Consider the following 23,433-nt stretch of genomic DNA (forward strand, 5'->3'; position numbering starts at 1 on the left):
TGTGGAGGACAGCCTGGAGGGGTGCCTCAACATGATGTGAACCGTTGCGACATCAGCAGATGCGCTTCCCTCAAGACCTACAAACTGGAGCGCTCACATAAAACTCGTTTCGGCCCGGAGAGCCGGGACGTCAGCATATTATGCATAAACGGAACCCCGCCAACCAGGGCGGGGTAGCGTCATTTTTCAGCTAAGGAAAATTACTAATTTCGGCGACCTGCGGGCCGGGGAGCTTCTGCGGGAACCGAGCGCATTACATTTCATATTTCAGGTAGGAAGTAGATAACCGCGACATTGATTCAATGAATTCGTCATCCGTCATGCCGGCTGGATTTTCCATGATATAGCGTCTTAAATTTGCAAGAATCGCGACCTCAAGAACAATCAGAGACTTTTCGATATCACCGGTGGTAATTTCGCTTTCATTCTGTTCCAGCAGAGCCTTATTTGTGAGATGCGTGAATTTTTCAATGGAGAGGTTTTTAGTCAGTTCAATCAGGTCGGGAGAAAGCTTTGGAAACGTATAGAAAAGTTCTTTGTTTTCCCGCAGGTTATGTAGCAAGAATGTATACACATTTTTACTGGCAACTTTTAGCGGCAATCCCATCGACTCCCGCAACACTTCTTTCACACCATTCGAAACTTTTGAAACCGTCTGTTCAATCAACGCCGATATAATGGAATCCTTGTTGGCGAAATATTGGTACAGAGTACCAATACTCACACCTGCTTTCTCCGCAATATAGTTGGTAGTCGCTCTTTCATAGCCTTCCGTAAGAAGGATGATCTGAGCGGCCTCCAAAATAACATCGGAGGTGAACCTGGAACGGTTTTGTACAGGTTTTTTACGTCGCAACAGGTCACCTCTCTCTATTGTTTAGCATCCTCGTAAGTCATTGCACTATGGTATCTCCTGCTAACTATATTGCAATAAATTCCATCGTCATTTTAAGGCGCACGTCATGCATCCGGCCCTAAAGCCCAGTAGCTAACTTATATTGCAACTACATCGGCTTAGCCTAAATTATAAGCGTGTCCCCAGATATCCGGTACTGTACTGGTGGTCGGCTCGAAGGTCCGCCAGTCCAGCTGCAAGCCGTCACAACCAATTTCAACAGGAATATTTGCGGGACCGTTGACATAAAAGGACAGCATATTGTCATTGCAGTGACGGCCCAGGGAAGCCATCAAGCTCATACCGTTTGCCATGACCCGGTCCAGGCAATGACCGACATTATCCAGGTCTTCCATCTCCAGCATGACATGCACAATGCCGGTGGGCGACGGCAGGGTGGTCAGTGCGAGGCTGTGATGTCGCGGGTTTTCCACATGCATAAAGCGGACAAGAACATCAGGCATATCTTCGGGAGGGAAAGAAATTGTCAGGTTATCGCTGTCCCCAAACCCTAATACGGACGTGTAGAATGAGTGTGTTTCATCCAGGCCACCAGAGGCAGGGACAACCAGATGCCCCAGTCCCATCTCACCGGTCACAAATCCGGGCACACCGATAGGTGAGACAAAAGGCTCCCCGCATCCGGTTCGACCATAATAGAATTCAAGCGGATTTCCGCTCGGGTCTTCGGTCGCAAAAAAATCTGTCACGAACCGCTTCTCAGCCTCTTCGGCAGCCCCGTTGCGAATCCTCAAGCCCTTTGATTGGAGATGTTCCCGAAGTGCCTCGAAATCAGTACGGGTCGCCATTTCCCAGCCGATTGCGGTCAGCTGGTCGACATCGCCGCTTTCGATTATGAAACGATACGGGTGTTCATCAATTTTCAGGGCAACTTCCGCACCAGGAACTGTTGCTTCCATCGCTCCGATCACATCCAGTCCGAATGTGCGCCAGCTTTCAGGGTCTTGCGAGGAGATGACCAAATAGCCGAGGTTTGAGATTTTCATCATGATATGACTTTCATTTTTTATGGCTTGAGGGCGTGCTTATCCCGTTATCTTTGCGGGAGCGAATTGAGAAATTGCTGGAGATGATTGTTAAACATAGCCGCACGTTCAACCATCACCCAATGGCCGCAGTTAGAAATAATCGTAAACACACAATTCGGGCTGGCAGTTATGAACTTGTTGAAACCCGAGACTGGCGTAAAGCGATCATTCTGGCCCCAGAAACCGGCAATCGGACATTGCAGCTTGTCAAGCTCATGTTCCATATTGGCGACCACCAGCCGGGAAAGAACCTCAACAGGCTGCGTCTTAAGGATAGCAAGTCGTTCAGTCACCAGTTGATCATCAATAAAGGCCGTGTCCTGAACAAGCATTTCAAGTAGCCCCCGAAGGCCATCGAAGTCCAGCGTTCCGCCGACGAACCCCGCAATCATGCTCTTGATCCCCGGCATGTTATAATAGACTTCGGAAGTCTCGATTCCTCCCGGTGCCATCAAGACCAACCCGTCAACCAGGTCCGGGGTATCGATTGCGATGCGAATGCTTACGGCCCCCCCCAGTGAATTTCCGACCAGCACGCAGCGCTCCACGCCGATCGCGGCCAGCGCTCCGGTGATCGTGCTGGCAAACAGTTCTGTGGTATAATCCAGACCAGTCGGCTTGCTTGAATAGCCGAAGCCGACCATGTCGAAAATTATCGCTCGACGACCAGTTTCAACAATGGCGTCAATATTCTGTTTGAAATTACTATAACCACTCGCTCCGGGACCGCTGCCGTGCAGCAGCACTACAGCATCCCCTTCCCCATAACTGAGATAGTGGAGTTGATGCCCCCCCACAGCGACGGTTTTGCCCCGTGGCAGTAAATCTTGTGTCATAAGCTCACCTCAGAGAAAATAATCCTGGTTTTGACCGCCGAGCACCAGATTGCCGTAGTTCCGTGCCAGTGGCACCGGATTGTTCGCCACATGAGCACGTGTAATATGGATATCATGCCAGATTTCCTGGATTTCAGCGCCATTGAATACGCTGCGGCCGCCAGCAACTTCAAAGAGAATATCCACCGCCTGCATCATCCGAGTGGCAATCGATCCCGTTTCATAGCGGTAACGCGCCCGGTCGACGAGCGGGATTTCCCGCCCTTCATTGATGGCGCTCATCATGGCATCGAAGTTAGACAGCAGATTACTCTCGGTTCTTTCAATCAGTGACTTTGCCTCGGCAACACGCCGCAGGACATCGGGGTCCCCCATCAGCTTGGTGGGGTCGGTACTGCTGGAGGCCGCCTTCGAGGTAAACAGATTAAGCGCGTGGCGCGCAGCGCCGATTGATGGGGCCGCAACGGTCGCAGCAAAAATCTGCGCCCATGGCATTGAGTAGAGAGGATCGGCTTGATCGTTGAGGCAGTTATACCCATCCATCTGCGCATGAATGCGATACTCTGGAACAAGAACCGGCTCCTCGATAACAATGTCGTTGGACCCGGTTCCCTGCAACCCCATTACATGCCATGTGTCCTCGACAATATAGTCTGTTCGCGGCACAAGCATGGTCTGTAACAGTGGCCGGCCCTCGACGATGGTGCCAAGAAGCGCCCATTCGCAGTGATCCCCGCCCGAACTCCAGCCCCAGCGGCCACTCAGCAGTACGCCGTCATCAGTGACCTGGGTCTTAGCGCCCACGGGGTTGTATGAACTGCTGACCCGGACATCAGGGTTGGATCCATAAACTTCATTTTGAGCGCGGGCATCCATCAACGCAATCTGGAAACCGTGTACCGAGATAACGCCGCTGATCCAGGCTGTACTCATGTCGCGTTCGGCCAGTTTAATCAGCGACCGCAGCCACGTCTGCGGTGTGGCGCCTGTTCCGCCCAGTTCCTTCGGAAGGTAAGCCCGGAAAAATCCTGACTCACGAAGGGCTTCTACAGATTCCACAGGAACCTTGCGCTCCTTGCGTCCGAGCGGACCGTTCTTTTCGATCAGATCCAGAATGGGATCAACATCGAAATCATTGTCGCGAGGAAAGCTTGTCTTTTCAGAAATAGTGGTATGCATGATATTCTCCCAGATGTTACTAAGCTGCCAACGTGCTCATCTTCCAACTTCACGAGCGGCCTGGTTGGGTTTCTCTTTGTGTTTTGGAACGTGCTGACCCGTGTTCTTTTTATGGAACTCTTCCGCCTGGCTTCGCGGGTTGTAAAACTGCCGGTACCAAACCCGGCCCCGCTGAAAGTTCGTCTCGATAGGCAGACTCATGATTTGAAGTGCTGGCACTTTATTGGCCCAGATATCAAAATCCTGACTAAAGGCTGCCAGAACTTCGTCCTGCATTTTCCTGGCTGCCGCGACATCTTCTGCGCTCGGCGTATCTGTTGCTGTTTTATACAGATTGTTGTGCCACACCCGCGTCACCCCATCCTCGACCGGCGTGTGGAAGATGAACTCAATGCCGTTAATGTCTCCTATCGACTGTCGGGATATCAAAAGGCCCGGGCCGGTGTACCAGGTGTCGGTTCTCAGACTGGCATCATATTCACGCCGGAAGCCACCCTGCAGCTGACGATAGACATGCCCCTTAAACTCGTTCTCGAAATATTCGCAGGGAGAGCCGTGGGTCGGCCCGAGATGGTTGGAGTCCGCCATATTGTCAAGAATTTCCTGGGGATGTGTGTTGAGAGTGCCCAGGTGGTCATAAGTACCGTTCACCCAGTTCGGCATATCCCACTCGGGTAAATGCGGGGGATCATAATCCGGCTCTCCGCCCTCGGGGTCATGCCACATCATGATTGATCCCATAACATCTTTGACAAGGTAGGTATTTAGGTTCGCCGCCTTGGGACAGGGGCCGTCATAATCCGGTATATCATCGAGTTCACCGTTGTGGTTGTAGCGCCATCCATGATAGGGGCAACGGATCGCATCACCTTCAATCTGTTCTCCATGAGAGGCTATGGACGCGCTCGATGAGGACGCGAGATGCGCTCCCATATGCTTGCAATGCGCATCAAGGCAGATCAGCCGTCCGCTCTCCCCGCGAAACAGGGCAAAGTCTTTTCCGAAAAAGCGCAGCGGTACGGGCCCCTCATCTAATTCCGACGCCTCGCAGACCATGAACCAGCCGCGCGGAAAGTCAAATTCACCCAGTTTATATTCGCTCGTTTTTGCCATAATTATTCCTTTTTTACTGCCTTTAACCGGCGTCGAATTGCATGATTGAGTTGCTTGCGCGAAAGACCATGGTAAGCGCCGGCCCTAATGTGCAGCCTGCCCCCGGGTATTTGTCCCCCATGATTGATGCAGTGCTGTTACCGGCGGCATAGAGACCTTCGATCGGTTGCTCGCCTTCATCCAGCACCTGCGCATGATCGTTGATGACGAGACCGCCTTTTGTACCGATATCGCCCGGGTATAGTCTGGCGCCGTAAAACGGTCCTTTCGCCATCGATCCGAGACAGGGGTTTGGCTTTACGCGTTCGTCCCCATACATTCGGTCGTGCTCGTCACTGCCGCGCCCGAATTTCTCGTCGATTCCCGTTTTGGCATAACTCGCCACTTCCACGGCGGTCGCTTCCAGACCATCGACATCAATTTCCAGCCTGGTGGCGAGTTCCCGCAAAGTGGACGCCTTTTGCAGTAAGCCGTCGGGTCCAAAGGCTTTACGGTTCATCCAGTCAGGCGACATGCTGGCTTGCAACAGACCTGCAAACATATATCTTTTACGATAATGCCCATCGAAGATCACATAGGCCGGAACATGTTGGGACAGAGTGTAGTCCTCACCGTAAATACATTTGCCGTATGAATTATAAGTAATTGACTCGTTCATGAATCGCCGGCCCATACGGTCAACGATAATCAGGCCCGGCTTGGACTTTTCGAAAAACAGGACAATTGTCTTCTCGCCCCAGCGGACGACCGGAGCCCACCAAGCCTCATTCATACGACCGATTGCCGCACCGATTTTGCGTCCGGCGTTGATCAGATCGCCGGTGTTGCCAGGGCTGCCTGCTGACCAGTCAGGCTGTGTGGGATTGGCAAGATACTGTTTGCGCATCCCCGCACTGTGCTCGAACCCGCCGGCCGCGACAATAACGCCTCGGCGTGACTTGATACGCTGTATTTGTCCGTCTTGGCGCTCAACTTCGACGCCGCATACCCTGCTTCCTTCCCTGATCAACCCGGTAACCGGACTGTTCAGCAAAAAGTCTATTTCACGTTTACGAACGGCAAGCAGCAGTCTGCCGACAAGCGCCTCGCCCATGCAGAGACGTCGATCCCGGCGCCCTTTCAGCCTGCCTTTGACATCTGTCAGATAACGCATAAGGGCCTTCATCGCGATCTTTTGCCAGCCCTTTGCCACGGCCTGAATTTTGGAGGCCTCGGTTATAGAAAGATTGATCCTGCCAAAAGCCTTGGACGCCCCGGGCATTTCGCGCAAGAGATAAAGGTCGTCACCCAACTTGCGCCCGTCAAATGGCTCGCAATCCATTGTCCGCCCCCCTTCCTTCCAGCCAGGCAGGGAAGGATAATAATCCGGATATTTTTTAACCGGGCTGTAGGGCACACCGATCTGTCCAAGGTATTCAATCATTTTCGAGGACCAGGAGATGTAAGTCCGGATGGTTGCATCACTGATCTGGTCTGCCGGAATGACATTTCGGAGATAATCGAAAGCATCTTTTTCGCAATCCGCTACGCCCGCAACGGCCATCTGCGCATTATTCGGCACCCAGATGCCCCCGCCGGAGGTCGCGGAAGTGCCGCCAATCCGGTCCGTTTTCTCCAGCACCAGGACAGTTGCGCCCAGATCCCTGCAGCGACAAGCCGACATCAGCGCCGCGGCTCCTGAACCAACAATGATCACATCATAGGTCAGGTCTTCGGCAACATCGTCCACAATATTCTTGTCGTGCATAGAAAACGGCATGGTTTGGTCCGAACAAATGTTTAGTTAGTGTCAACAGCTTCGATCGCACTGAGACTGCGCGGTAACCATCGAATTACATTCTGGTTTTGGCTGTCCTAAAAATATGACCTGACCGGGTTCAGTTCAAACTCGTGTTTGGCAGGCGAAAGCGAGTTTTTGTTGAAAGGTCTCCAGTGTTCTAATCCCGTCAAACGTGAAAACAAGAAATTAAAAAACGGCCGACAATCCCGTCCAGTCAGTTTCCTATTTCACATAATTCACAAGCCTGAAACTGGAATATTGGAACACATGAACTCCATCAGATTTGACGACATTGACAAGTTAAACTCGCTCGTTTCCGATGAATATGGACCGTGGGGCAAACAATGCCTGATTTCACAGGAAGGCATTTCGGCATTTGGACAATTAACCGAAGACATGCAGTGGATACATGTTGATGCAAAACGCGCAGAAACAGATAGTCCGTTTGGCACCACGATCGCTCATGGCTTCTTCGTCCTTTCCTTTATTACGGCGCTTTGCAGGTCGGACGGCTACAACATTGTCGGCCACAGTAGTGCCCTGAACTATGGGATAGAGCATTTGCGCTTTATTAAACCGGTGTTGGCCGGGTCGCAAATCCATTGCAGGACACGTATCGATAAAGTTACCGAAAAAAAGGGGGGAACAATGATTGATCTGGGTGTTGCCGTTCACATCGTCGGTGACGACGATCCCTGCCTCGTGCTTTCGTGGAAACTTTTCTACCGGTCTTAACCCCGCAGCCGGCCCTTAAAACGAGTTTAAGCTGAACCGGATCGCCCTGTAAATCTTCACAATGTAAGGCTTCACCGGATATGGCCGAATAATTCTGAGTTAGGAGAGACTTAAGTGAGTGACGCAAATTTCCTCCCCATCGAGCGCACGATATTTACGAGCGAACATGATATGTTCCGTAACACTGTTCGCCGCTTCATGCACGATGAAGTCATTCCGAACCTTGACAAGTGGAACAAGCAAAACCATCCCGACCGCGAGGTCTGGCTGAAAGCCGGAAAACATGGCCTCTTGTGCGTTACCACGCCGCCTGAATATGGTGGTGCCGGGGCCGACAGAAAATACAGCGCCGTGCTTATCGAGGAACAGCAACGAGCCAACGCTGCAGGCCCCGGGTTTGTGATGCATTCAGAAATCGTTGCCGGCTATATTGAACGCTATGGCACAGAAGAGCAGAAGCAAAACTGGTTGCCTAAAATGGCCCTCGGCGAGGTTATCGGCGCGCTTGCCATGACCGAACCGCGTGGCGGATCGGATCTGCGTTCCATCGCTACCCGGGCCAACCCGATCGGCAACGAGTATGTAATTAACGGAAACAAGACCTTTATCACCAACGGCTATATTTGCGATCTCATTATCGTGGCCGCCAGGACCGATCAACCCGACGGAACCAGCGGCTTGTCCCTGTTTCTGGTTGAAGCGGACCGGGAGGGCGTCACCAAGAGCCTTCCACTCGACAAAGTTGGTCAGAAGTCACAGGATGCGGTTGAGCTCTTCTTCGACGATGTACGCATACCGAAAGAAAATCTCCTTGGACAACTCGGCAAGGGATTAAACCATCTGATGCAGGAACTGGCCTGGGAGCGATTGATGATCGCCATACGTGCTGTTGCGGGCTGTGAAATCGCCCTGGAAAATACGGTCGACTACACCAAGACGCGAAATGCGTTTGGAAAAAGTTTGCTGGAATTCCAGAATACAAAGTTCAAACTCGCTGAGTGTAAAACCAAAACCCAGATCGCCCGTGTCTATATCGACAAATGCATCGAACTTGCCACCGGGGAGGGCCTGAACGCCGAAGCCTCCGCCATGGCCAAATGGTGGTGCACCGAACTCCAGAACCGCGTGCTCGACGAATGTGTCCAGTTGCATGGTGGCTACGGCTACATGCTCGAATATCCCATTGCGCGCGCCTGGACCGATGCCCGCGCACAGATGATCTATGGCGGCACCAACGAGATCATGAAAGAAATTATTTCCAGGAGTTTTTAACCATGGTTTCCACATCCGACGATAACCTGCAAAATGCTTCGCACTCTCCGGACTTTCCCGACCAGGACGGCATCGCCCTGGTCATTGGTGGCAGCGGCGGCATTGGTCAGGCAATCTGTGAAAAACTGGCGCAAGGCGGAACCGACATCGTCTTCACCTATCGCACCAACAAAGAGGCTGCAGATAAAGTTATCTCTACGGTGGCCAAATACGGGCGCAAGGCTTCGGCATATCCCATGGCCCTGGAGAACGGCACCGAGGTCGCTGAAATTTGCGAGGAAATTATCGCTAGATTTGGCCGTATTCATACCGTTGTGAATGCCTCCGGCTCGCACATCGATATGAAATTTATCGGTGATATTGACCGGGACGAATTCAGCAGGGTGATGAACGCGGACACCAACGGCTTTTTTAACGTCGTCCATGCCATTCTCGGCCATATGCGCGAAAAAGGCGGCAGCTTTGTTGCCATCAGCACAACGGGCCTGTTGCGCTGGCCCAACAAAGACGCGCTTTCCGTCATCCCCAAGGCCGCGAATGATGCGATCATGACCGGCATCGCCCGCGAAGAAGGCCGTAATGGAATCCGCGCCAATACGGTTGCGCTGGGCCTGATCGACGCGGGATTGTTTCGAAAGCTGATCGGCACCGCCTATGATGAAAAATATATTGAAGCGGCGAAGCGGAATTCCGCATTGAAACGTCTTGGTACGGCGGAAGAAGTCGCCGAGGCCGTGTTGTTCTTTGCCTCCCACCGCGCAAGCTTTGTCACCGGCCAGACCCTCACGCTGGACGGCGGCTACAGTCTCTAGTTTCGTGTCCGCAATGATCACACATATCACAGCCGGTGAAGTAGCTACGCTGCTCAGGCCGGGCATGACGGTTTTCGTTCAGGGAAGTATCGGCCAGCCGCCCACGCTTATGAAAGCCCTGGAGGAGGCCTCTGCTTCACTTGGTGGACTTCATTTCATCTCCCCGCTGGCGCCGGGAATAAACCGGTTTTCCATATTGCCAGGCATTGCGCCCAGCCGCCTGACCACATTCTTTGACTATTCCGGTTTACGGCAAACCTATCAGGCGGGGCCAATCGAATTTGTCCCTGCTCATTACAGCGGGATCATCCCATTTCTTGAACAGCAGGTCACAATCGACATCGGCTTGATTCAGGTGAGCGCCCCTGACGCACAGGGATATTGCAGCACCGGAATATCAGAAGATTTTGTCTCTGAAATACTTCCCTATTGCCGGTCTGTCATCGCCGAAATCAATCACTCAATGCCGCCTGTGGCAGACGGACCAAAGATCCCGTTGGGCACGTTTGATTATGTGGTTGAAACTGACTATCCATTACCCCAAATCCCCTCCCCTGACTCCAATGCTGTTTTGGACCGGATCGCGGCGAATGTTTTGCCTCTTGTGCACGACGGGGATACGGTTCAATACGGTATTGGCCGGGTTCCCCAATGTGTCGTCAGCGGTCTGAGCGAGTATAACGACCTTGGCCTGCACAGCGGGTTGATCACACCGGCCGTGCGCCCCCTGATCGACAAGGGAGTCATGACGGGGGTACGCAAAACAATCGACACAGGCAAGCATGTGACCGGAGTAGCCGCGGGAGACCGGGACTTCTATGACTGGATCTCCTCCCGCCCGGATTTTTCCTTCAGGTCGGTTCGACACACCCACAACCCTGACACACTTGCCCGGCTCGACAATCTGGTTGCCATAAATTCCGCACTGGAAATAGACCTTTCTGGCCAGGCGAATGCTGAAATGGTTGATGGCGGCCAGATCAGCGGCAGTGGCGGTCTCGTCGATTTTGTGCGCGGCGCCCGCTTGTCCAGAAATGGCCGCGCCATAATCTGTTTGCAGTCAACCAGTCGCAATGGTCAGCGCTCCAACATCGTGCCAAGCCTGTCAGGCGCGGTGACCGTCTGCAGAACAGACATGCAATATGTTGTCACAGAATATGGCCTCGCCGACCTTGCACATAAATCGATAGACGAGCGTGCGAATGCGCTGATTGCCATCGCGGCGCCCGGGTTTCGCGAGCAACTGGGAAAAGAGTGGAAAGCAGTTCGCGAGCGTTAGAAAACGGGCCAAAGACGCCTGACGGCGCTTGAAGCACATTCCTGAATGACATGAAAGAAAAGATTGGTAGCGGAGGTGCGCTACCAATGGAAGCCCCAATGTGATGGGGAGGTTCAAATCCAGGGCAGGATTAGTTTGTCACTTAATCGTTGATACTGTCCAGATCTCCACCCGTGTCCCTCCCCCGGGTAAACACCATCAAAGCCCTGCCATTTGAGACGAGATGGTTTCTTTGCCGATTTCGGGGGCAAGTCCGAACCGCATCATGTCTTTTACTTTAGCCGCCGGGAAGAAGCCACGCCCTCAAATAGAGCAGCAACCTGTCCTGAATAGACTCTGCATTGTGCAAGGCACAGAATTGTGCCGACATGGCCTGAATCATGAAGGCATGTATGCCTTCGGCCCTCAACTCAACCGCAATGTCCCGACGAAATGGGGCATCAGCCAGCCATGCTTCAAAAACCTCGATCTGTCTGCCGAAGGTTCTGGCGATCAAACCAATCTCCTCAATCGCAGCTGCACCGGAGAATCTGAGGATCACATCAAAAACATAACGCTCGCATGTCATGTAATTGCACAGCGGCATGAGTGCATCAGCCATTTGCTCGACAGTCTGCGGCGCCGGACTTGCTTCCAAGGCATCAAGGTGCCTATCAATTTCAGACCCTATAATCAGGTCCATCAAGGCATCCTTGTCCTTAAAATGTGCAAAAAAAGTGCCTTTTGCCATGCCTGCGCGCAAGACAACCTCTTCCACGCGCAAAGCGGCGTAACCGCTTTCGTCGATGATCTCCTGAGCTGCTGCAATCAGCTTGGCCCGTGTTTCAAGAGTTCTTTTCTGTACCGATCTGATCATAGCCCTGTATGACAAATAATTTGACCGCGGTCAAATTTATAATTGACCATGGTCGTTTTTTGTGCCAAATATTGACCATGGTCAATTTAATAGAGCAACCCCATGACACATAAAAACGCAATTTTGTCATGGGTGAACCTCCCGGCCAAAACTCTCCGAGCCGACCGCTCGCTACATATTTTCGCTTTACTGAAAGGATTTGATCATGAATACTCCAGTCACTACCAAGGTATTTTTAGCAATATCGGGTATCATCTTAATTGGCATTGGGGGCGCCCTGATGTTCATTCCGGTCGCGTTTCAAGCGTCGGTGGGCATCGCACTTGGCGACAACATCAATCTGTTAAGCGAAACCAGGGCGCCCGGCGGTTTCTTATTCGCGGCCGGAATCATTATCCTGACCGGATCCTTCAGAGCAAAAATGGTGCACACATCCCTTGTGCTGTCCAGCCTGGTCTACCTGTCATACGGAATATCCAGGATCCTCAGCATAGTTATGGACGGAGTTCCCGACCAGTCTCTCATCGCGGCAACGGCAGTCGAAATCATCATTGGGGCGCCTGGTCTCTTCCTGTTATACAAATTCCACAAAGCCCGGGCCATGGCATGAGGCACAAGAATGAAAGTCGCCATGTATAAAGGCTCGATCCCGTTGTGGGGCCAACCCCTTTTATGCAGGCGGTCGCCTTGCAGGTCTTTTCAAGCTTAAAAGCAGGAATGTTTCAATGGCAGAAGAACTGATCAGATTACTTCAGGAAGCGCTCGAAAAATAACCGTTGCTCCCTGACCCCCGCACCCACGTCGGGACGGGTTGAAGGGTCAACAGGTATATTGCAGGCCGTACTGTTTCATCAGTTTGTCAAATTCAGTATATTTTCCCTGCAGGCAATAGGTCCGGCCAAGATTCATGATAATGCCCTTATTATTGTCCAGTCCGGTACCGATCAGCCGCTGGTTCAACGCCAGCATTTCCAGCAGTACCCCTTCCCGCTCCGGCTGTCGATCAAGAATCCCATAAAGGCCATGAAGCTGTTTAAGGTAATGCAGCTTTCTGAACAGGTCATCCTCCTGTTCACCAAATACGGATATTTTTTCCCGCACCACCGGCACCGCTTCCTCATATCTTTTTTGGGAAATCAGAAGCTTATAGTAAAGCAGCCGGCTGACCCTGACAGTATTGTGGGTTTGGTCAAACAACCGACGGGACAGGAAATAGGCCTTTTTGATGCGGTCCGGAATCTCCTCCAGCCGCCCTGCCCAGTCATAATAGCGATTCAGTGTTTTCAGGTGGGTCACCGTATAAGCCGATTCCGGTCCGTAAAGGGCGATACCTCCCTCACGCATACGTTCCCCGTATTTAATGGCTTGCGACCAGTTTTTCTGCCTTGCCGCCTTGTCAGCCCTGACCATTACCTGCCCGAGTTTTTTTTCTGTCCAGTTTTCCTGACCAGCAAAAAGCTGACCACCGCCCAACACAGTTATGAGCAGCAGACTCCATACAATAGTCAACCGGAAAGGAAGGGAACCCGACCTTTGTTGCATTTATCCACACCGAGCCATTACTATAATCGTCTGAATATTATACCGGGAATTACGGACAATGAAACTTCTGAAAATCCCGAGCTGTCAGGGCAGAATTTGTCCGCTTGTCATAAAGCCGGGCATCACGTACACTTATCCTTTAACCCTAAAATGTCATCGATTGGCTGAACTGTGCAAAACAGAAAAGACAACAATGATCTTTGCTCTACGGGAATCCTGGAAAAAGACCGGGACCAACCAGCAATCTCGATAGATGACAACCCTACTTCAGGCAAAAAATCCCGGGCGGAGAAAGACGGGCTGGCCCGTCATTCACGAATATTGTCAGAATTATATGACCGGTACCGGGATGAACTAACCAGATATATACAGTCAAAATTCGGTTCCGGCCCGCCCGAACCCGAGGATGTTGTGCAGGGTAGTTTCTCCAAACTGGCCAGCATGTCCGGACTGGCAAAGATTACCAACCCGCGGGCCTATTTATATACTGTCGCGCGCCATTACATCATTGATTATCACAAGCGTTCCCTCAGGGCAGAAAATTATGCAAAGTCCCTCCGACAGGATAACGACAGGACGGAAAAATTGTCTCCTTCCACTGCCGAACAAGTCTTAATAAGCAGGGAAAGACTGGAAACACTGATCAATACCCTGAACAAGCTGCCGAAAAAACAACAGCGTTTGGTCCTTTTGAACAGGTTTCAAGGCCTGACCTGTCAGGAAATCGGGAAACGGGAAAATATGCAGGCCAAGGCCGTGCAAAAACAAATTCATCGGGCATTGGCGAAATGCCTGAACGAGCTGGACGCTGTAGACGAGGCGTAACATGGGATACGAAATCAAAAGAGAAAACATTAATGATGCCGCAGCGCACTGGGCACTGAAAAGCGGTTTTGAAGAGCTTTCGGAGGCCGACCAGATTGCTTTCGAAGAATGGCTGGCTCAAAGCATGGAACATGTGCAGGCTTTTGAGCAAGCCTGCCAGGTCATGGGAGATTTGCGCGCCCTCAAGGATATGCCCGAAGCGATGCTGATCCAGGACACTGCAGATCACAAAATCACCTTCGGCTGGTTCTCCCATATTCGTAACTGGATTGGTGACCATGCAAAGCCGCTTTCAATTGGCTCCGCCGTTGCTGCAGCCTTGCTTTTATACATCATGGTCCAGTTTGCCTGGTTTAACCCGGGCCGGACATACAATACTGAAGTTGCCGAAATCCGGGAAATCCTGCTGGACGATGGCAGCCACATTACACTGGGGGCCAAATCGGAAATAAACGTCGATTATTCTACCAAGAAAAGATCAGTCACCTTGGTGAAAGGGCGCGCCTTTTTCGCGGTTGAAAAAGATCCGGACCGGCCCTTTTATGTCATGGCAGCCAAATCCATTGTGAAAGTCGTCGGCACCAAGTTCGATGTTCACCTGGGAAAGCAACGGAAGCAGATTTCAGTTCTGGAAGGACTGGTTTCTGTTACCCCGAATAATGGGCTTGCCCGGCACGAAACCCAAGACATTGCCGCCGGTGAATTGCTGACAGTTTCCGATAATCTGGTAAAGAAAACCAAACCTGCCCAGGAGCCGGGGGAATGGCGCGCAGGCCAATTTATTTATGAAGCTGCACCCCTGGGTGAGATCATCAGTGACGCCAATCGTTACTACCGGGGGCAGATTATACTTGATGGCGCCGGTCTTGAAGATCTGAAAGTTACCACCTCCTTCAGTGTGAAACAGATTGACCAGATGGTGGAAACCCTGACCCATATTCTCCCCCTAGAGGCGGAATATAATTCTGACGGCCGGGTGGTTCTTCGCACCAAAGGATAATAATATTCCCAAAAAAATGCTAAAAAATCGATAATCGAAAGGGAATTAAACATAAAAAAATAAAAAAATGTCTCCTTTCTTTCCCTGCGCCGTCTCATGGCCACAAACGCCGGCATGGGCTGGTGGCTATGAAACACCGAAAGCCATAAAACCAGCTTCGGCAAAAGGGAGAGTATTTATGCAGTCTGTAAAAAAAATGAGAAAAGCAAAAAGCCTAGTGGCCATTTCGGCGCTGGCCTTATCCCTCTCGTTGTCACAAGGCGCCTGGGCGCAACTTTCATCGACAGCTCATTTTTATGACATCAATGAAGCAAGCCTGTCCGCCGCATTGATGGAGTATTCAAAACAATCTAATATCGTCATATCCGTTTCACCGGACCTTGTTGATGGAAAGAATGCACGGTCCCTTAAAGGCAACTACACAACCCACCAGGTCATGGAAATCCTGCTGTCCGGCCACGACCTTGATTATGACATACTCAACAATGACACGATTGTGGTGCGCAAAAAAGACACCGGACACAAACCGGGAGCGGAGAAAATTTCCTATTCCGACACCGGTGATTTTGAAAAGGATCTCCAGGTTTACGGTGCCGACGAGCGGACCGACAATTATGATACCCTGGAAATTGAAGAGATTGTTGCAACGGCAGCAAGCCGCTTGACATCAGGATTTGAAACAGCAAAGCCGGTCACCACTGTAAATAGGGAAGCCATGGACAACCGGGGTGTGTCAAACGTGGCAGATTACCTGAATGAAATTCCGTCCTTCTCCGCCACCTCAACACCTGCGGCCAATGCCCTGAGCACGGCAAGCGTCGGCCAGAACGCCCTGAACCTCAGGGGACTTGGCCCCGGTCGCACCCTGACACTGGTTGACAGGCGGCGCTTTGTAGCCGCAGACCAGGCGGGGTCGGTCGATGTAAACCTAATTCCCCAGATGCTTATTGAACAGGTAGAGGTCGTCACCGGCGGCGCATCGGCCCAGTGGGGATCAGACGCAGTTTCCGGGGTAGTCAATATGAAGCTAAACCGAACCCTGGAAGGCATCAAGATCGATAGCAGGTATGGCATCTCTGAAAGAAATGATTACGAGGAAATATTTGGATCCATTGCTTTTGGCACAGCCTTTGACGACGATCGCGGGCATTTTGTAATTGCCGCCGAATATCAGGACAATAAAGGTATTCTGCATCAAAACGATCGTGACTGGGGACGCCGGCAGTGGGGTGTCGTAACAAACCCGCTGGATACAGGGCCGAATGACGGCATTCCAGGCAAAATGGCTTCCGAAAATGTGTTGTTAGGCTTGGGCACCCCCGGGGGATACCTGCCCCTTGCCTTGGGCAACCACCCCGCCGTCTCCCAGATTCATTTCGGACCGAACGGCGAACTACTACCTTATGACGTCGGAGACATCCCAATTCCTGCGGCCTTTGCCCTGCTGCCGTTCCAGATCGGCGGTGACGGCGGTTCGCTCGCCCGGACGACCTCCCTTGCCTCTCCCCTTAACCGCAAGAGTGTGATGGCCACACTGGATTATGATATTTCATCCAATGTTACTGCTTATGTGGATGCCTCCTATGGCCGTTCTCATTCTACTACAGACATTGTACAACCCTGGAGTTTCATCGGCGGCGGACCGGATGTGATCCTTGCCGACAACCCCTTCATTCCGGCTGACCTGCAGGCCATCATGGCAGCCAATTCCATACCAGCACTGATCATGGCGAGAACCAACGACGACCATGGTTTCATTCATGGTGAGCCGACTGCCAAAACCATGCGTTTTGTCGCCGGTCTGAAAGGCAACCAGGAAATGTTCGGCAGTACCTGGGACTGGGATCTGTACGGGACCTTCGGGCAGACAAAAAGGCGGTATATTCAGACAAACAGCATCAACAAGGTAAACCGGAACTTTGCCATTGATGCCGTCCTTGACCCGGGAACCGGCGAAATCGTCTGCCGTGCCAATCTGGGCGGGGCGAACGGAGCGCCTGGCTGTGTCCCCCTGAACCTGTTTGGGGACGGCGCACCAAGCCAGGAAGCTCTGGATTATATCCACGGTGTCGGACAGACCGATTACAAGATCACTCAGAAAGTGGTCGCCGCCACCGTCAACGGCACCCTTCTTGACCTGCCGGCCGGACCGGTCGGAATGGCTTTTGGCATGGAATATCGCGACGAAGGTTCCGACGTGAGTTCAAACGAGTTGTTTGAAACCGGCAGCGCCTTCCTTTCAAATGCAGAAGGCCTTCACGGCGGTTTCAACGTCACTGAAGGATTTATTGAACTGGGCGCCCCGATCCTTGACACGGCGGGCGGTGTAACCCTGGATATCGGGGGCGCACTCCGATACGCCGATTATAGTTCAAGTGGAGGAGCAACAACCTGGTCTGTCAATTCCGTCTTCAGTCCCGTCTCCGGGTTGAAATTCAGGGGAAGCATTTCCAGCGACCTGAGGGCGCCCAATATTGGCGAACTATTTTCACCGCAAATGACCGGTTTCGGTAATGTGGTGAACCCGGATACGGGTAACAGTACCCTGACAAGGATTACCCGCGGCGGCAATCCGGAACTGACCCCGGAAACCTCCAGAACCTATACCCTTGGCGCTGTCATACAACCGTTTGAAGATCGCAGGTTCAATCTGTCAGTGGACTGGTACCGGATCCATATTGAGGACGCTATCGGCAGGGTTCCTGCCCAGACGCTTGTGGACAATTGCGTACTGGATAATATCGGCTGCGAAAACGTTACCATTGCCCCCAACGGCGATGTTCAGGAAGTCCAGTTTACTTTCCTCAACATCGCTGAAAGAGCCGTGGAAGGCATTGATATCGAAGCCCAGTATATCCTTGACAACCTGTGGGGCGGTGAACTGGGCATCAGAGCTCTCGCCACATATATTATCGAAAGCTCCAATTCCTTCGACGGGGTCACAACAGTTCAGGATGCCGGGGTAGTCGGCAGAGACTATGGTTCCTCTTTGCCAAAATGGCGAGCCAATGCCACCCTCGATTATAACAAGGACACCTGGGGAGCAACCGTCCAGATTCGCTATGTGGATGGCGGGGATCTCTATCCCGACAATACGATCGAAGTTATCGACTATAAGGTACCCAGCTCCACCTACGTGAACCTTTCTGCGAGATATACCATTGTTGAACAGGGGGAGAGCATGGTCCAGCTTTACGGCGGCATCAACAATCTCTTCGACAAAGACCCCTCCATCGCGCCATCTGAGTTCGTCAGCACCTGGGCCACAAACCCGATCCTGTACGACGTCATCGGCCGCTATTTCTATGCCGGCGTTCGCGCCAGTTTCTAATTCCGGACCGTCAGCCGCCACCTGCTTTTTGAAAAGTGGCGGCTGACCCTTTTTCGAAAACCTCTATTCCAATGGTGCGGTAAATGAAAAAATTTCAACATATCTTTCATCTCCCCTGTCTCATCCTGGGCGTTTTATTTCTGTCGTTTATGAGTTCGGCCAAAACCTCAGGCGCTCAAGAAGCCGGGCACAGAGCCGATACTCAGTCTCTGGAAAAACGGCTTCTGGAGATCATGAAAGAGAATAATGTCCCGGGCCTCCAGGGCGTGATCGTAAACAATGACCGGATGATCTGGGAGGGTCATCTTGGTGTTAAGGACAAAAACAGCCGGCAACCGGTAACCCCGTCCACATTATTCAGGGTCGGCTCCATTACCAAATCCATTACAGCGCTGGCAATTCTCAGAGCCGTTCAGGACGGAAAAATCGACCTGGAAATGAACCTTGAACAAAATTTGCCGGAAGCGGGTCTGACCAACCGATGGTCAAAAAAGAACCCCATCCGGCTTAAACATGTCATCGAACATACCGCCGGCCTTGACGGCATCCATCCCCGGGATTTTTCCCTAAGTGACCCCGATCTCACTTTGCAGGAAGCCATCAGCTCCAATAACGGATCACGGGAAGCACGCTGGCAACCGGGCACACGAATGGCCTATTCCAACATGGGCCCCGGTATTGCCGCCCTGGCCCTGGAGAAAGTCACCGGTGTCAAGTTTGAAGACTATGTGCAAAAGGAAGTATTTGACGTCCTGGGTATGAACAGCGCCACCTTTTTTTACGATTCTGCCGTATCCAAAAGTTACGGGCCAGACGGAAACGACTACCCGTATGTCCATATCGGGCTAAAACCCTCCGGCGCAGCATCACTGACAACCAGTGACATGGCCGCGTTTGTTCGCATGTTTCTCAACCGGAGCGTCACGGGAGGGGAAAATTTTCTCCCGGCTGACCTGATCACCCGCATGGAGACGCCCACCAGCACCCTCAACGCAGGGAATGGCATAAAGGCCGGATACGGGTTAGCCAGTTTCCTGATCCAGAAGGACGGATTTGTCTATCATGGCCATACCGGTGGCGTAGATGGTTTTTTAGCATCTTATGCTTATCTGCCGTCACATAACATTGGTTATTTCTTTTCCATGAACGCCGGCAAGGCAAAAGCCTTTGAAGAGATCGAAAGCGCATTTCACAAGTTCCTGACCAAAGATCTTGTCGCGGGTAAAAAGCAGGAGTCTTCCCCCCTGAACCCGTCAGAATTACAGCATCTGACTGGTTATTACAAACCTGTCGCCCCGCGCTGGAAAATCATGGGTGCTCTGGATCTGTTTTTTAACACGATCAGCCTGGATGTGACGGCAAAAGGCATTGCCACATCCTCCCTGCTTCAACCGGAACCCCAAAACTGGATCCATGTCGGCAATAATAAATTTCGCCTGAAAGACGACAGCCTGCCATCAATGATGGTCCACATAATAGATGACAGGCAATATCTTCAGACCCTGACAGCCACCTATCAAAAAACTTCCCTTGTCAATATCCTCCTGCATTGGGGAAGTGCTGTTGCAGTGCTCCTGGTCATCTTCATTTGCTGGATTTACGCCCTCTTCTGGGGTGTTAAAATGCTGCGCAGGCGCTACGACTCGAAACGGGAAGTTCTGGTACGTGCCCTGCCCTTTTTGACCAGTCTGTTGATCCCTTTTGGCCTGTTTTCACTGGTAGCGGCCATGTCGGACACCACCACATTTCATTTACCGACAAAGGCCGCCTTCAGCTACTGGATCGGCAGCCTGGTCTTTGCCGGCATGTCCCTGGTTTCCACCGTTTATGTGGGCATGAACCGAACAATAACCCCGCAAACCGGGCGACTGGCTTGGCTACACTCGCTGCTGGTGTCTCTGGCCATGCTGCTGACGGTAATTTATTTCAGCCAATATGGATTTATCGGCTTACAAATCTGGAAATATTAACCCTGCTCCACCGGACCCCCAAAAGGGTCCGGTTTTTTATACAAAGGGAACAACATGCAAATTACGAAATTTATACCGGTCTTGTTCGGTATGATCTTTTTCAGCCTGCCGGCACGGGCCGGTGAAACAATTATCATGGGAGAACGCCTGGTTCTGAAATCCGACATCCTGGGTGAGGAACGCCCTTACCTGATCAGCTTGCCGCAGTCCTATAACGATACAACCTATGCCGCCCGGCGTTATCCGGTGCTGTATGTGCTGGATGCAGAGGTTCATTTCCTGACGACGGTTGGTCTTCTTAATCACATGAGCAATCCGCAAAACAACACAAACATGCAAATTCCGGAAATGATTATAGTGGGTGTCCCGAATACAACGGACAGAATGAGGAACCTGACGCCTACCAGATCGCTCATCAACCACAAAGGCGAAGAGACCCCGGCATATTCATCAAGTGGTGGCGGGGAACAGTTCCTTGAATTTCTGGAAAAGGAACTCATCCCCGAAATCGATCAAAAATACCGCACCCGGCCCGTGAGGGCTATTGCGGGTCATTCACTGGGCGGTCTGACTGTATTGCACAGCCTGCTCAGCCGGGAAGGATTATTTCACTATTATATTGCCATAGATTCCAGCCTCTGGTGGAACGATCAATACCTGCTGAAAAAAGTGGCGAACTTTATACCTGAAAACCCCAAGACCCGGGCGCGGGTTTTTATCTCCACCGGGGATCATTCTTCCCTCCCTCTTGGAAGGTCTCCCTTTGTTTTCATGACGGCCGGCAACAAATTTTTTGCACAATCCCTGCAGAAAAACTCCTCCGTAAATTTTGTAACTTCATTCCGGGTCATTCCGGAACAGGATCATAACTCCTTGCCGCTCCTGGGCCTCTATTACGGCCTTCTGCATGCCTTTGAAGGATATAAAGTTTCACCGGAACTATTGAATGACGGCGAAGCTGAAGCATTGACGAGGCATTTCAAAAGCTTTTCTGCCACAAACAGGGCCGAATTCCTACCGCCGGAAGCTTTGATCGACTGGATGGCAAAAATCGGACCGGAGGCCTATAACTATCCGGCTCAAAAGGTCTGGGATTTACTTCAACTGAATGTGAAAAATTATCCGAACTCCGAACACGCCCGGAAACGCCTGGAAGACTTCAGGAAATTGCCGAAGTAAAAAAACCGCCGCTCCTGTTCTGTGAGTTCAGGAGCGGCGGCCAAGTGGGGCCATACGGGAGTAGTATCTATGCCTGTTATTCGGCACCGGCGGGGTTATACCCCTTTCCTTTCAAGGCTTTGCCCGGGCGCGTCCCTGTATGTTCGCCCTTGTCGACAACAGTCACGCCATTAACGAAGACATATTCGATGCCTTCCGGATAAAGAGTGGGATTTTTCCAGTTGGCTGTATCTTCAATAGTTTTCAGGTCAAAAATTACAACATCAGCCCAGAGGCCTTCCCGGATCACACCCCGGTCATGAATGCCCATTCGGGACGCGGGCCAGGACGTCATTTTCCTGATCGCATCCGGCAGGGAAATCACATTCTTCTTTTTCACATATTCAGATATAATACGGGGAAAAGTGCCATAGCTGCGAGGATGCGGCAGTCCAAGATCATCGACCCCGCCCGCCTCGGCAGTGGCGGCGGCATCGCTGCCGATGCTGAGCCAGGGAAAGTTTGACAGCGCATACTGGATATCTTCTTCATTCATCATGAAATAGAGGGCAAGCGCGCGGTTGGGCAAGGCCTCGAGCATGATGTCCCAGGCGACATCTTCGGGATCCTTGCCAAGGTCTCTTGCAATGTCCTTGATGGTCATGAAATGATATTTTTCATATTTATGGTTATAAGAGTTGGCCAGCACCACATTGCCCCAACCTCCGGCCTCCTGAACCATATTGGACCAGTCCCCGGGGTCTTTGGACCGGAATTCCTCTTTCAGGCGCGGCCTGAGGGCAGAATCCCTAAGGCGTTCCATGCCTTTCTCGGTTCCGTCCTTGAACACCCATGCCGGTACGGAAATATCCAGACCGGTCCCCCCGGCAGGATAGGGATACAGATCTGCCGCCACATCAATTCCTTCCGCCCGGGCAGCATTGATCATGTTGCCGACCTGACGCATATATTTGCCCCAGCCGGGCTGGTAGGCCGCTTTGAGATGAAAGATTTCCACAGAAACACCACCATCCCGGCCGATGGTGATGGCCTCGTCCACAGACTTAAGAAGGTCGCGCCCCTCACCCCGGATATGGCTGGCGTAGATTCCGCCGTATTGCGCCACGACCTTGGACATTTCAATCAGTTCTTCTGTGGTGTGGAAACTGGAAGGCGGATAAACCAGGGCAGTTGTAATTCCAAAGACCCCCTGCTCCATGGCCGTACCCACATGAGCTTTCATTTGTTCCACCTGCTCGTCCGTGGGCTTTCCTTCCGCATCGCCCATAACGGCCATGCGGGCCTGGGCGGCCTGGTAATAGGTGCCGAAGTTCAGGGAAATGCCCTGTTCTTCAAGCTGGTCAAAATATTTGCCGATCTGCTCTGCCGGCACCGGCGTTCCGCCTTCACCGGAAATGACCGTCGTCACGCCCATCAGCAACTTGTTTTCCGCCAGACCATTTTCCAGTAGAACCCTGCCGGACTGGTCCATCATATCGATCCAGCCCGGGGAAACATAAAGACCGCTGGCATCAATTTCCTGCTCCCCCCGGCCTGTCACTCGTCCGACTTTGACAAAGCGGCCGTCCTTGATGGCCACATCCGCTTTCACCCAGGGATTACCGGCGCCGTCAAGCACAAAGCCGTTCCTGATGACAATATCATAGGACTGGTTATCATCCGCGTAAGCGCCCGTTACCCCAATGGCAGTAAAAAGCATGATGAGAATAAGCCCGAAGAAACCCTTGATAGACATAAGTGTCCCCTTTAATAGGATCGTGTACCTTTATGATTTAAATTG

19 protein-coding genes are annotated in these 23,433 nt (G+C 51.9%); 10 read left to right on the forward strand and 9 right to left on the reverse strand.

What is annotated here, in order from left to right:
- Positions 1-253: 253 nt before the first annotated feature.
- The 6 genes from ACORNT_RS00570 to ACORNT_RS00595 all read right to left on the reverse strand — a co-directional run bounded on the left by ACORNT_RS00570 (position 254) and on the right by ACORNT_RS00595 (position 6,831).
- Positions 254-856, reverse strand: coding sequence for a TetR/AcrR family transcriptional regulator (locus ACORNT_RS00570; RefSeq protein ID WP_321393870.1), 603 nt, complete (start codon positions 854-856; stop codon positions 254-256).
- 158 nt (positions 857-1,014) lie between these two features.
- Positions 1,015-1,905, reverse strand: a complete 891-nt coding sequence (locus ACORNT_RS00575; protein WP_321393873.1) for a VOC family protein — start codon at positions 1,903-1,905, stop codon at positions 1,015-1,017.
- A 44-nt stretch (positions 1,906-1,949) separates the two neighbouring features.
- Complete coding sequence (locus tag ACORNT_RS00580; protein ID WP_321393876.1) at positions 1,950-2,780, reverse strand: alpha/beta fold hydrolase; 831 nt, start codon at positions 2,778-2,780, stop codon at positions 1,950-1,952.
- Positions 2,781-2,789: 9 nt separating this feature from the next.
- Positions 2,790-3,959, reverse strand: a complete 1,170-nt coding sequence (locus tag ACORNT_RS00585; protein ID WP_321393879.1) for a hypothetical protein — start codon at positions 3,957-3,959, stop codon at positions 2,790-2,792.
- Between the two features lie 36 nt (positions 3,960-3,995).
- On the reverse strand, positions 3,996-5,072 hold the full coding sequence (locus tag ACORNT_RS00590; RefSeq protein WP_321393883.1) for a Rieske 2Fe-2S domain-containing protein: 1,077 nt from the start codon (positions 5,070-5,072) through the stop codon (positions 3,996-3,998).
- Between the two features lie 22 nt (positions 5,073-5,094).
- The gene (locus tag ACORNT_RS00595) at positions 5,095-6,831 is read right to left on the reverse strand and encodes an FAD-binding protein (protein WP_321393886.1); all 1,737 of its coding nucleotides are present in this window, start codon (positions 6,829-6,831) and stop codon (positions 5,095-5,097) included.
- Positions 6,832-7,119: 288 nt separating this feature from the next.
- On the opposite strand from ACORNT_RS00595, the gene ACORNT_RS00600 reads away from it, so the two are divergent.
- The 4 genes from ACORNT_RS00600 (at position 7,120) to ACORNT_RS00615 (ending at position 10,950) form a co-directional block, all read left to right on the forward strand.
- A complete protein-coding gene (locus ACORNT_RS00600) occupies positions 7,120-7,587 on the forward strand; it encodes a MaoC/PaaZ C-terminal domain-containing protein (protein ID WP_321393889.1) in 468 nt (155 codons plus the stop codon).
- Positions 7,588-7,701: 114 nt separating this feature from the next.
- On the forward strand, positions 7,702-8,859 hold the full coding sequence (locus ACORNT_RS00605; RefSeq protein ID WP_321393892.1) for an acyl-CoA dehydrogenase family protein: 1,158 nt from the start codon (positions 7,702-7,704) through the stop codon (positions 8,857-8,859).
- A 2-nt stretch (positions 8,860-8,861) separates the two neighbouring features.
- Positions 8,862-9,671 carry an SDR family NAD(P)-dependent oxidoreductase gene (locus ACORNT_RS00610; protein WP_321393895.1) on the forward strand — a complete coding sequence of 270 codons (810 nt, stop codon included), beginning with the start codon at positions 8,862-8,864 and terminating at the stop codon, positions 9,669-9,671.
- Between the two features lie 13 nt (positions 9,672-9,684).
- Positions 9,685-10,950, forward strand: a complete 1,266-nt coding sequence (locus ACORNT_RS00615) for an acetyl-CoA hydrolase/transferase family protein (RefSeq protein ID WP_321393897.1) — start codon at positions 9,685-9,687, stop codon at positions 10,948-10,950.
- A 277-nt stretch (positions 10,951-11,227) separates the two neighbouring features.
- Here the strand turns inward: ACORNT_RS00615 and ACORNT_RS00620 are convergent, their stop codons facing one another.
- Positions 11,228-11,806, reverse strand: coding sequence for a TetR/AcrR family transcriptional regulator (locus ACORNT_RS00620; RefSeq protein WP_321393900.1), 579 nt, complete (start codon positions 11,804-11,806; stop codon positions 11,228-11,230).
- A gap of 205 nt (positions 11,807-12,011) precedes the next feature.
- Here ACORNT_RS00620 and ACORNT_RS00625 point away from each other — a divergent pair, with 205 nt between their 5' ends.
- Positions 12,012-12,416, forward strand: coding sequence for a DUF4345 domain-containing protein (locus ACORNT_RS00625; RefSeq protein ID WP_321393903.1), 405 nt, complete (start codon positions 12,012-12,014; stop codon positions 12,414-12,416).
- 209 nt (positions 12,417-12,625) lie between these two features.
- On the opposite strand, the gene ACORNT_RS00630 is transcribed toward ACORNT_RS00625, so the two are convergent.
- Complete coding sequence (locus ACORNT_RS00630; RefSeq protein ID WP_321393906.1) at positions 12,626-13,315, reverse strand: hypothetical protein; 690 nt, start codon at positions 13,313-13,315, stop codon at positions 12,626-12,628.
- A gap of 204 nt (positions 13,316-13,519) precedes the next feature.
- Here ACORNT_RS00630 and ACORNT_RS00635 point away from each other — a divergent pair, with 204 nt between their 5' ends.
- The 5 genes from ACORNT_RS00635 (at position 13,520) to ACORNT_RS00655 (ending at position 21,653) form a co-directional block, all read left to right on the forward strand.
- Complete coding sequence (locus ACORNT_RS00635) at positions 13,520-14,173, forward strand: RNA polymerase sigma factor (RefSeq protein WP_321393908.1); 654 nt, start codon at positions 13,520-13,522, stop codon at positions 14,171-14,173.
- A gap of 1 nt (position 14,174) precedes the next feature.
- Positions 14,175-15,173, forward strand: a complete 999-nt coding sequence (locus tag ACORNT_RS00640) for a FecR family protein (RefSeq protein ID WP_321393910.1) — start codon at positions 14,175-14,177, stop codon at positions 15,171-15,173.
- Positions 15,174-15,351: 178 nt separating this feature from the next.
- Complete coding sequence (locus tag ACORNT_RS00645) at positions 15,352-18,504, forward strand: TonB-dependent receptor (RefSeq protein ID WP_321393913.1); 3,153 nt, start codon at positions 15,352-15,354, stop codon at positions 18,502-18,504.
- A 233-nt stretch (positions 18,505-18,737) separates the two neighbouring features.
- Entirely contained in the window at positions 18,738-20,474 is a 1,737-nt protein-coding gene (locus ACORNT_RS00650) for a serine hydrolase domain-containing protein (RefSeq protein ID WP_321393914.1), read from the forward strand.
- 54 nt (positions 20,475-20,528) lie between these two features.
- The gene (locus tag ACORNT_RS00655; protein WP_321393917.1) at positions 20,529-21,653 is read left to right on the forward strand and encodes an alpha/beta hydrolase; all 1,125 of its coding nucleotides are present in this window, start codon (positions 20,529-20,531) and stop codon (positions 21,651-21,653) included.
- A 76-nt stretch (positions 21,654-21,729) separates the two neighbouring features.
- On the opposite strand, the gene ACORNT_RS00660 is transcribed toward ACORNT_RS00655, so the two are convergent.
- Positions 21,730-23,388 carry an N-acyl-D-amino-acid deacylase family protein gene (locus ACORNT_RS00660; RefSeq protein WP_321393920.1) on the reverse strand — a complete coding sequence of 553 codons (1,659 nt, stop codon included), beginning with the start codon at positions 23,386-23,388 and terminating at the stop codon, positions 21,730-21,732.
- Positions 23,389-23,433 lie beyond the last annotated feature (45 nt).

It is taken from the genome of Emcibacter sp. (assembly GCF_963675455.1).
GTDB lineage: Bacteria > Pseudomonadota > Alphaproteobacteria > Sphingomonadales > Emcibacteraceae > Emcibacter.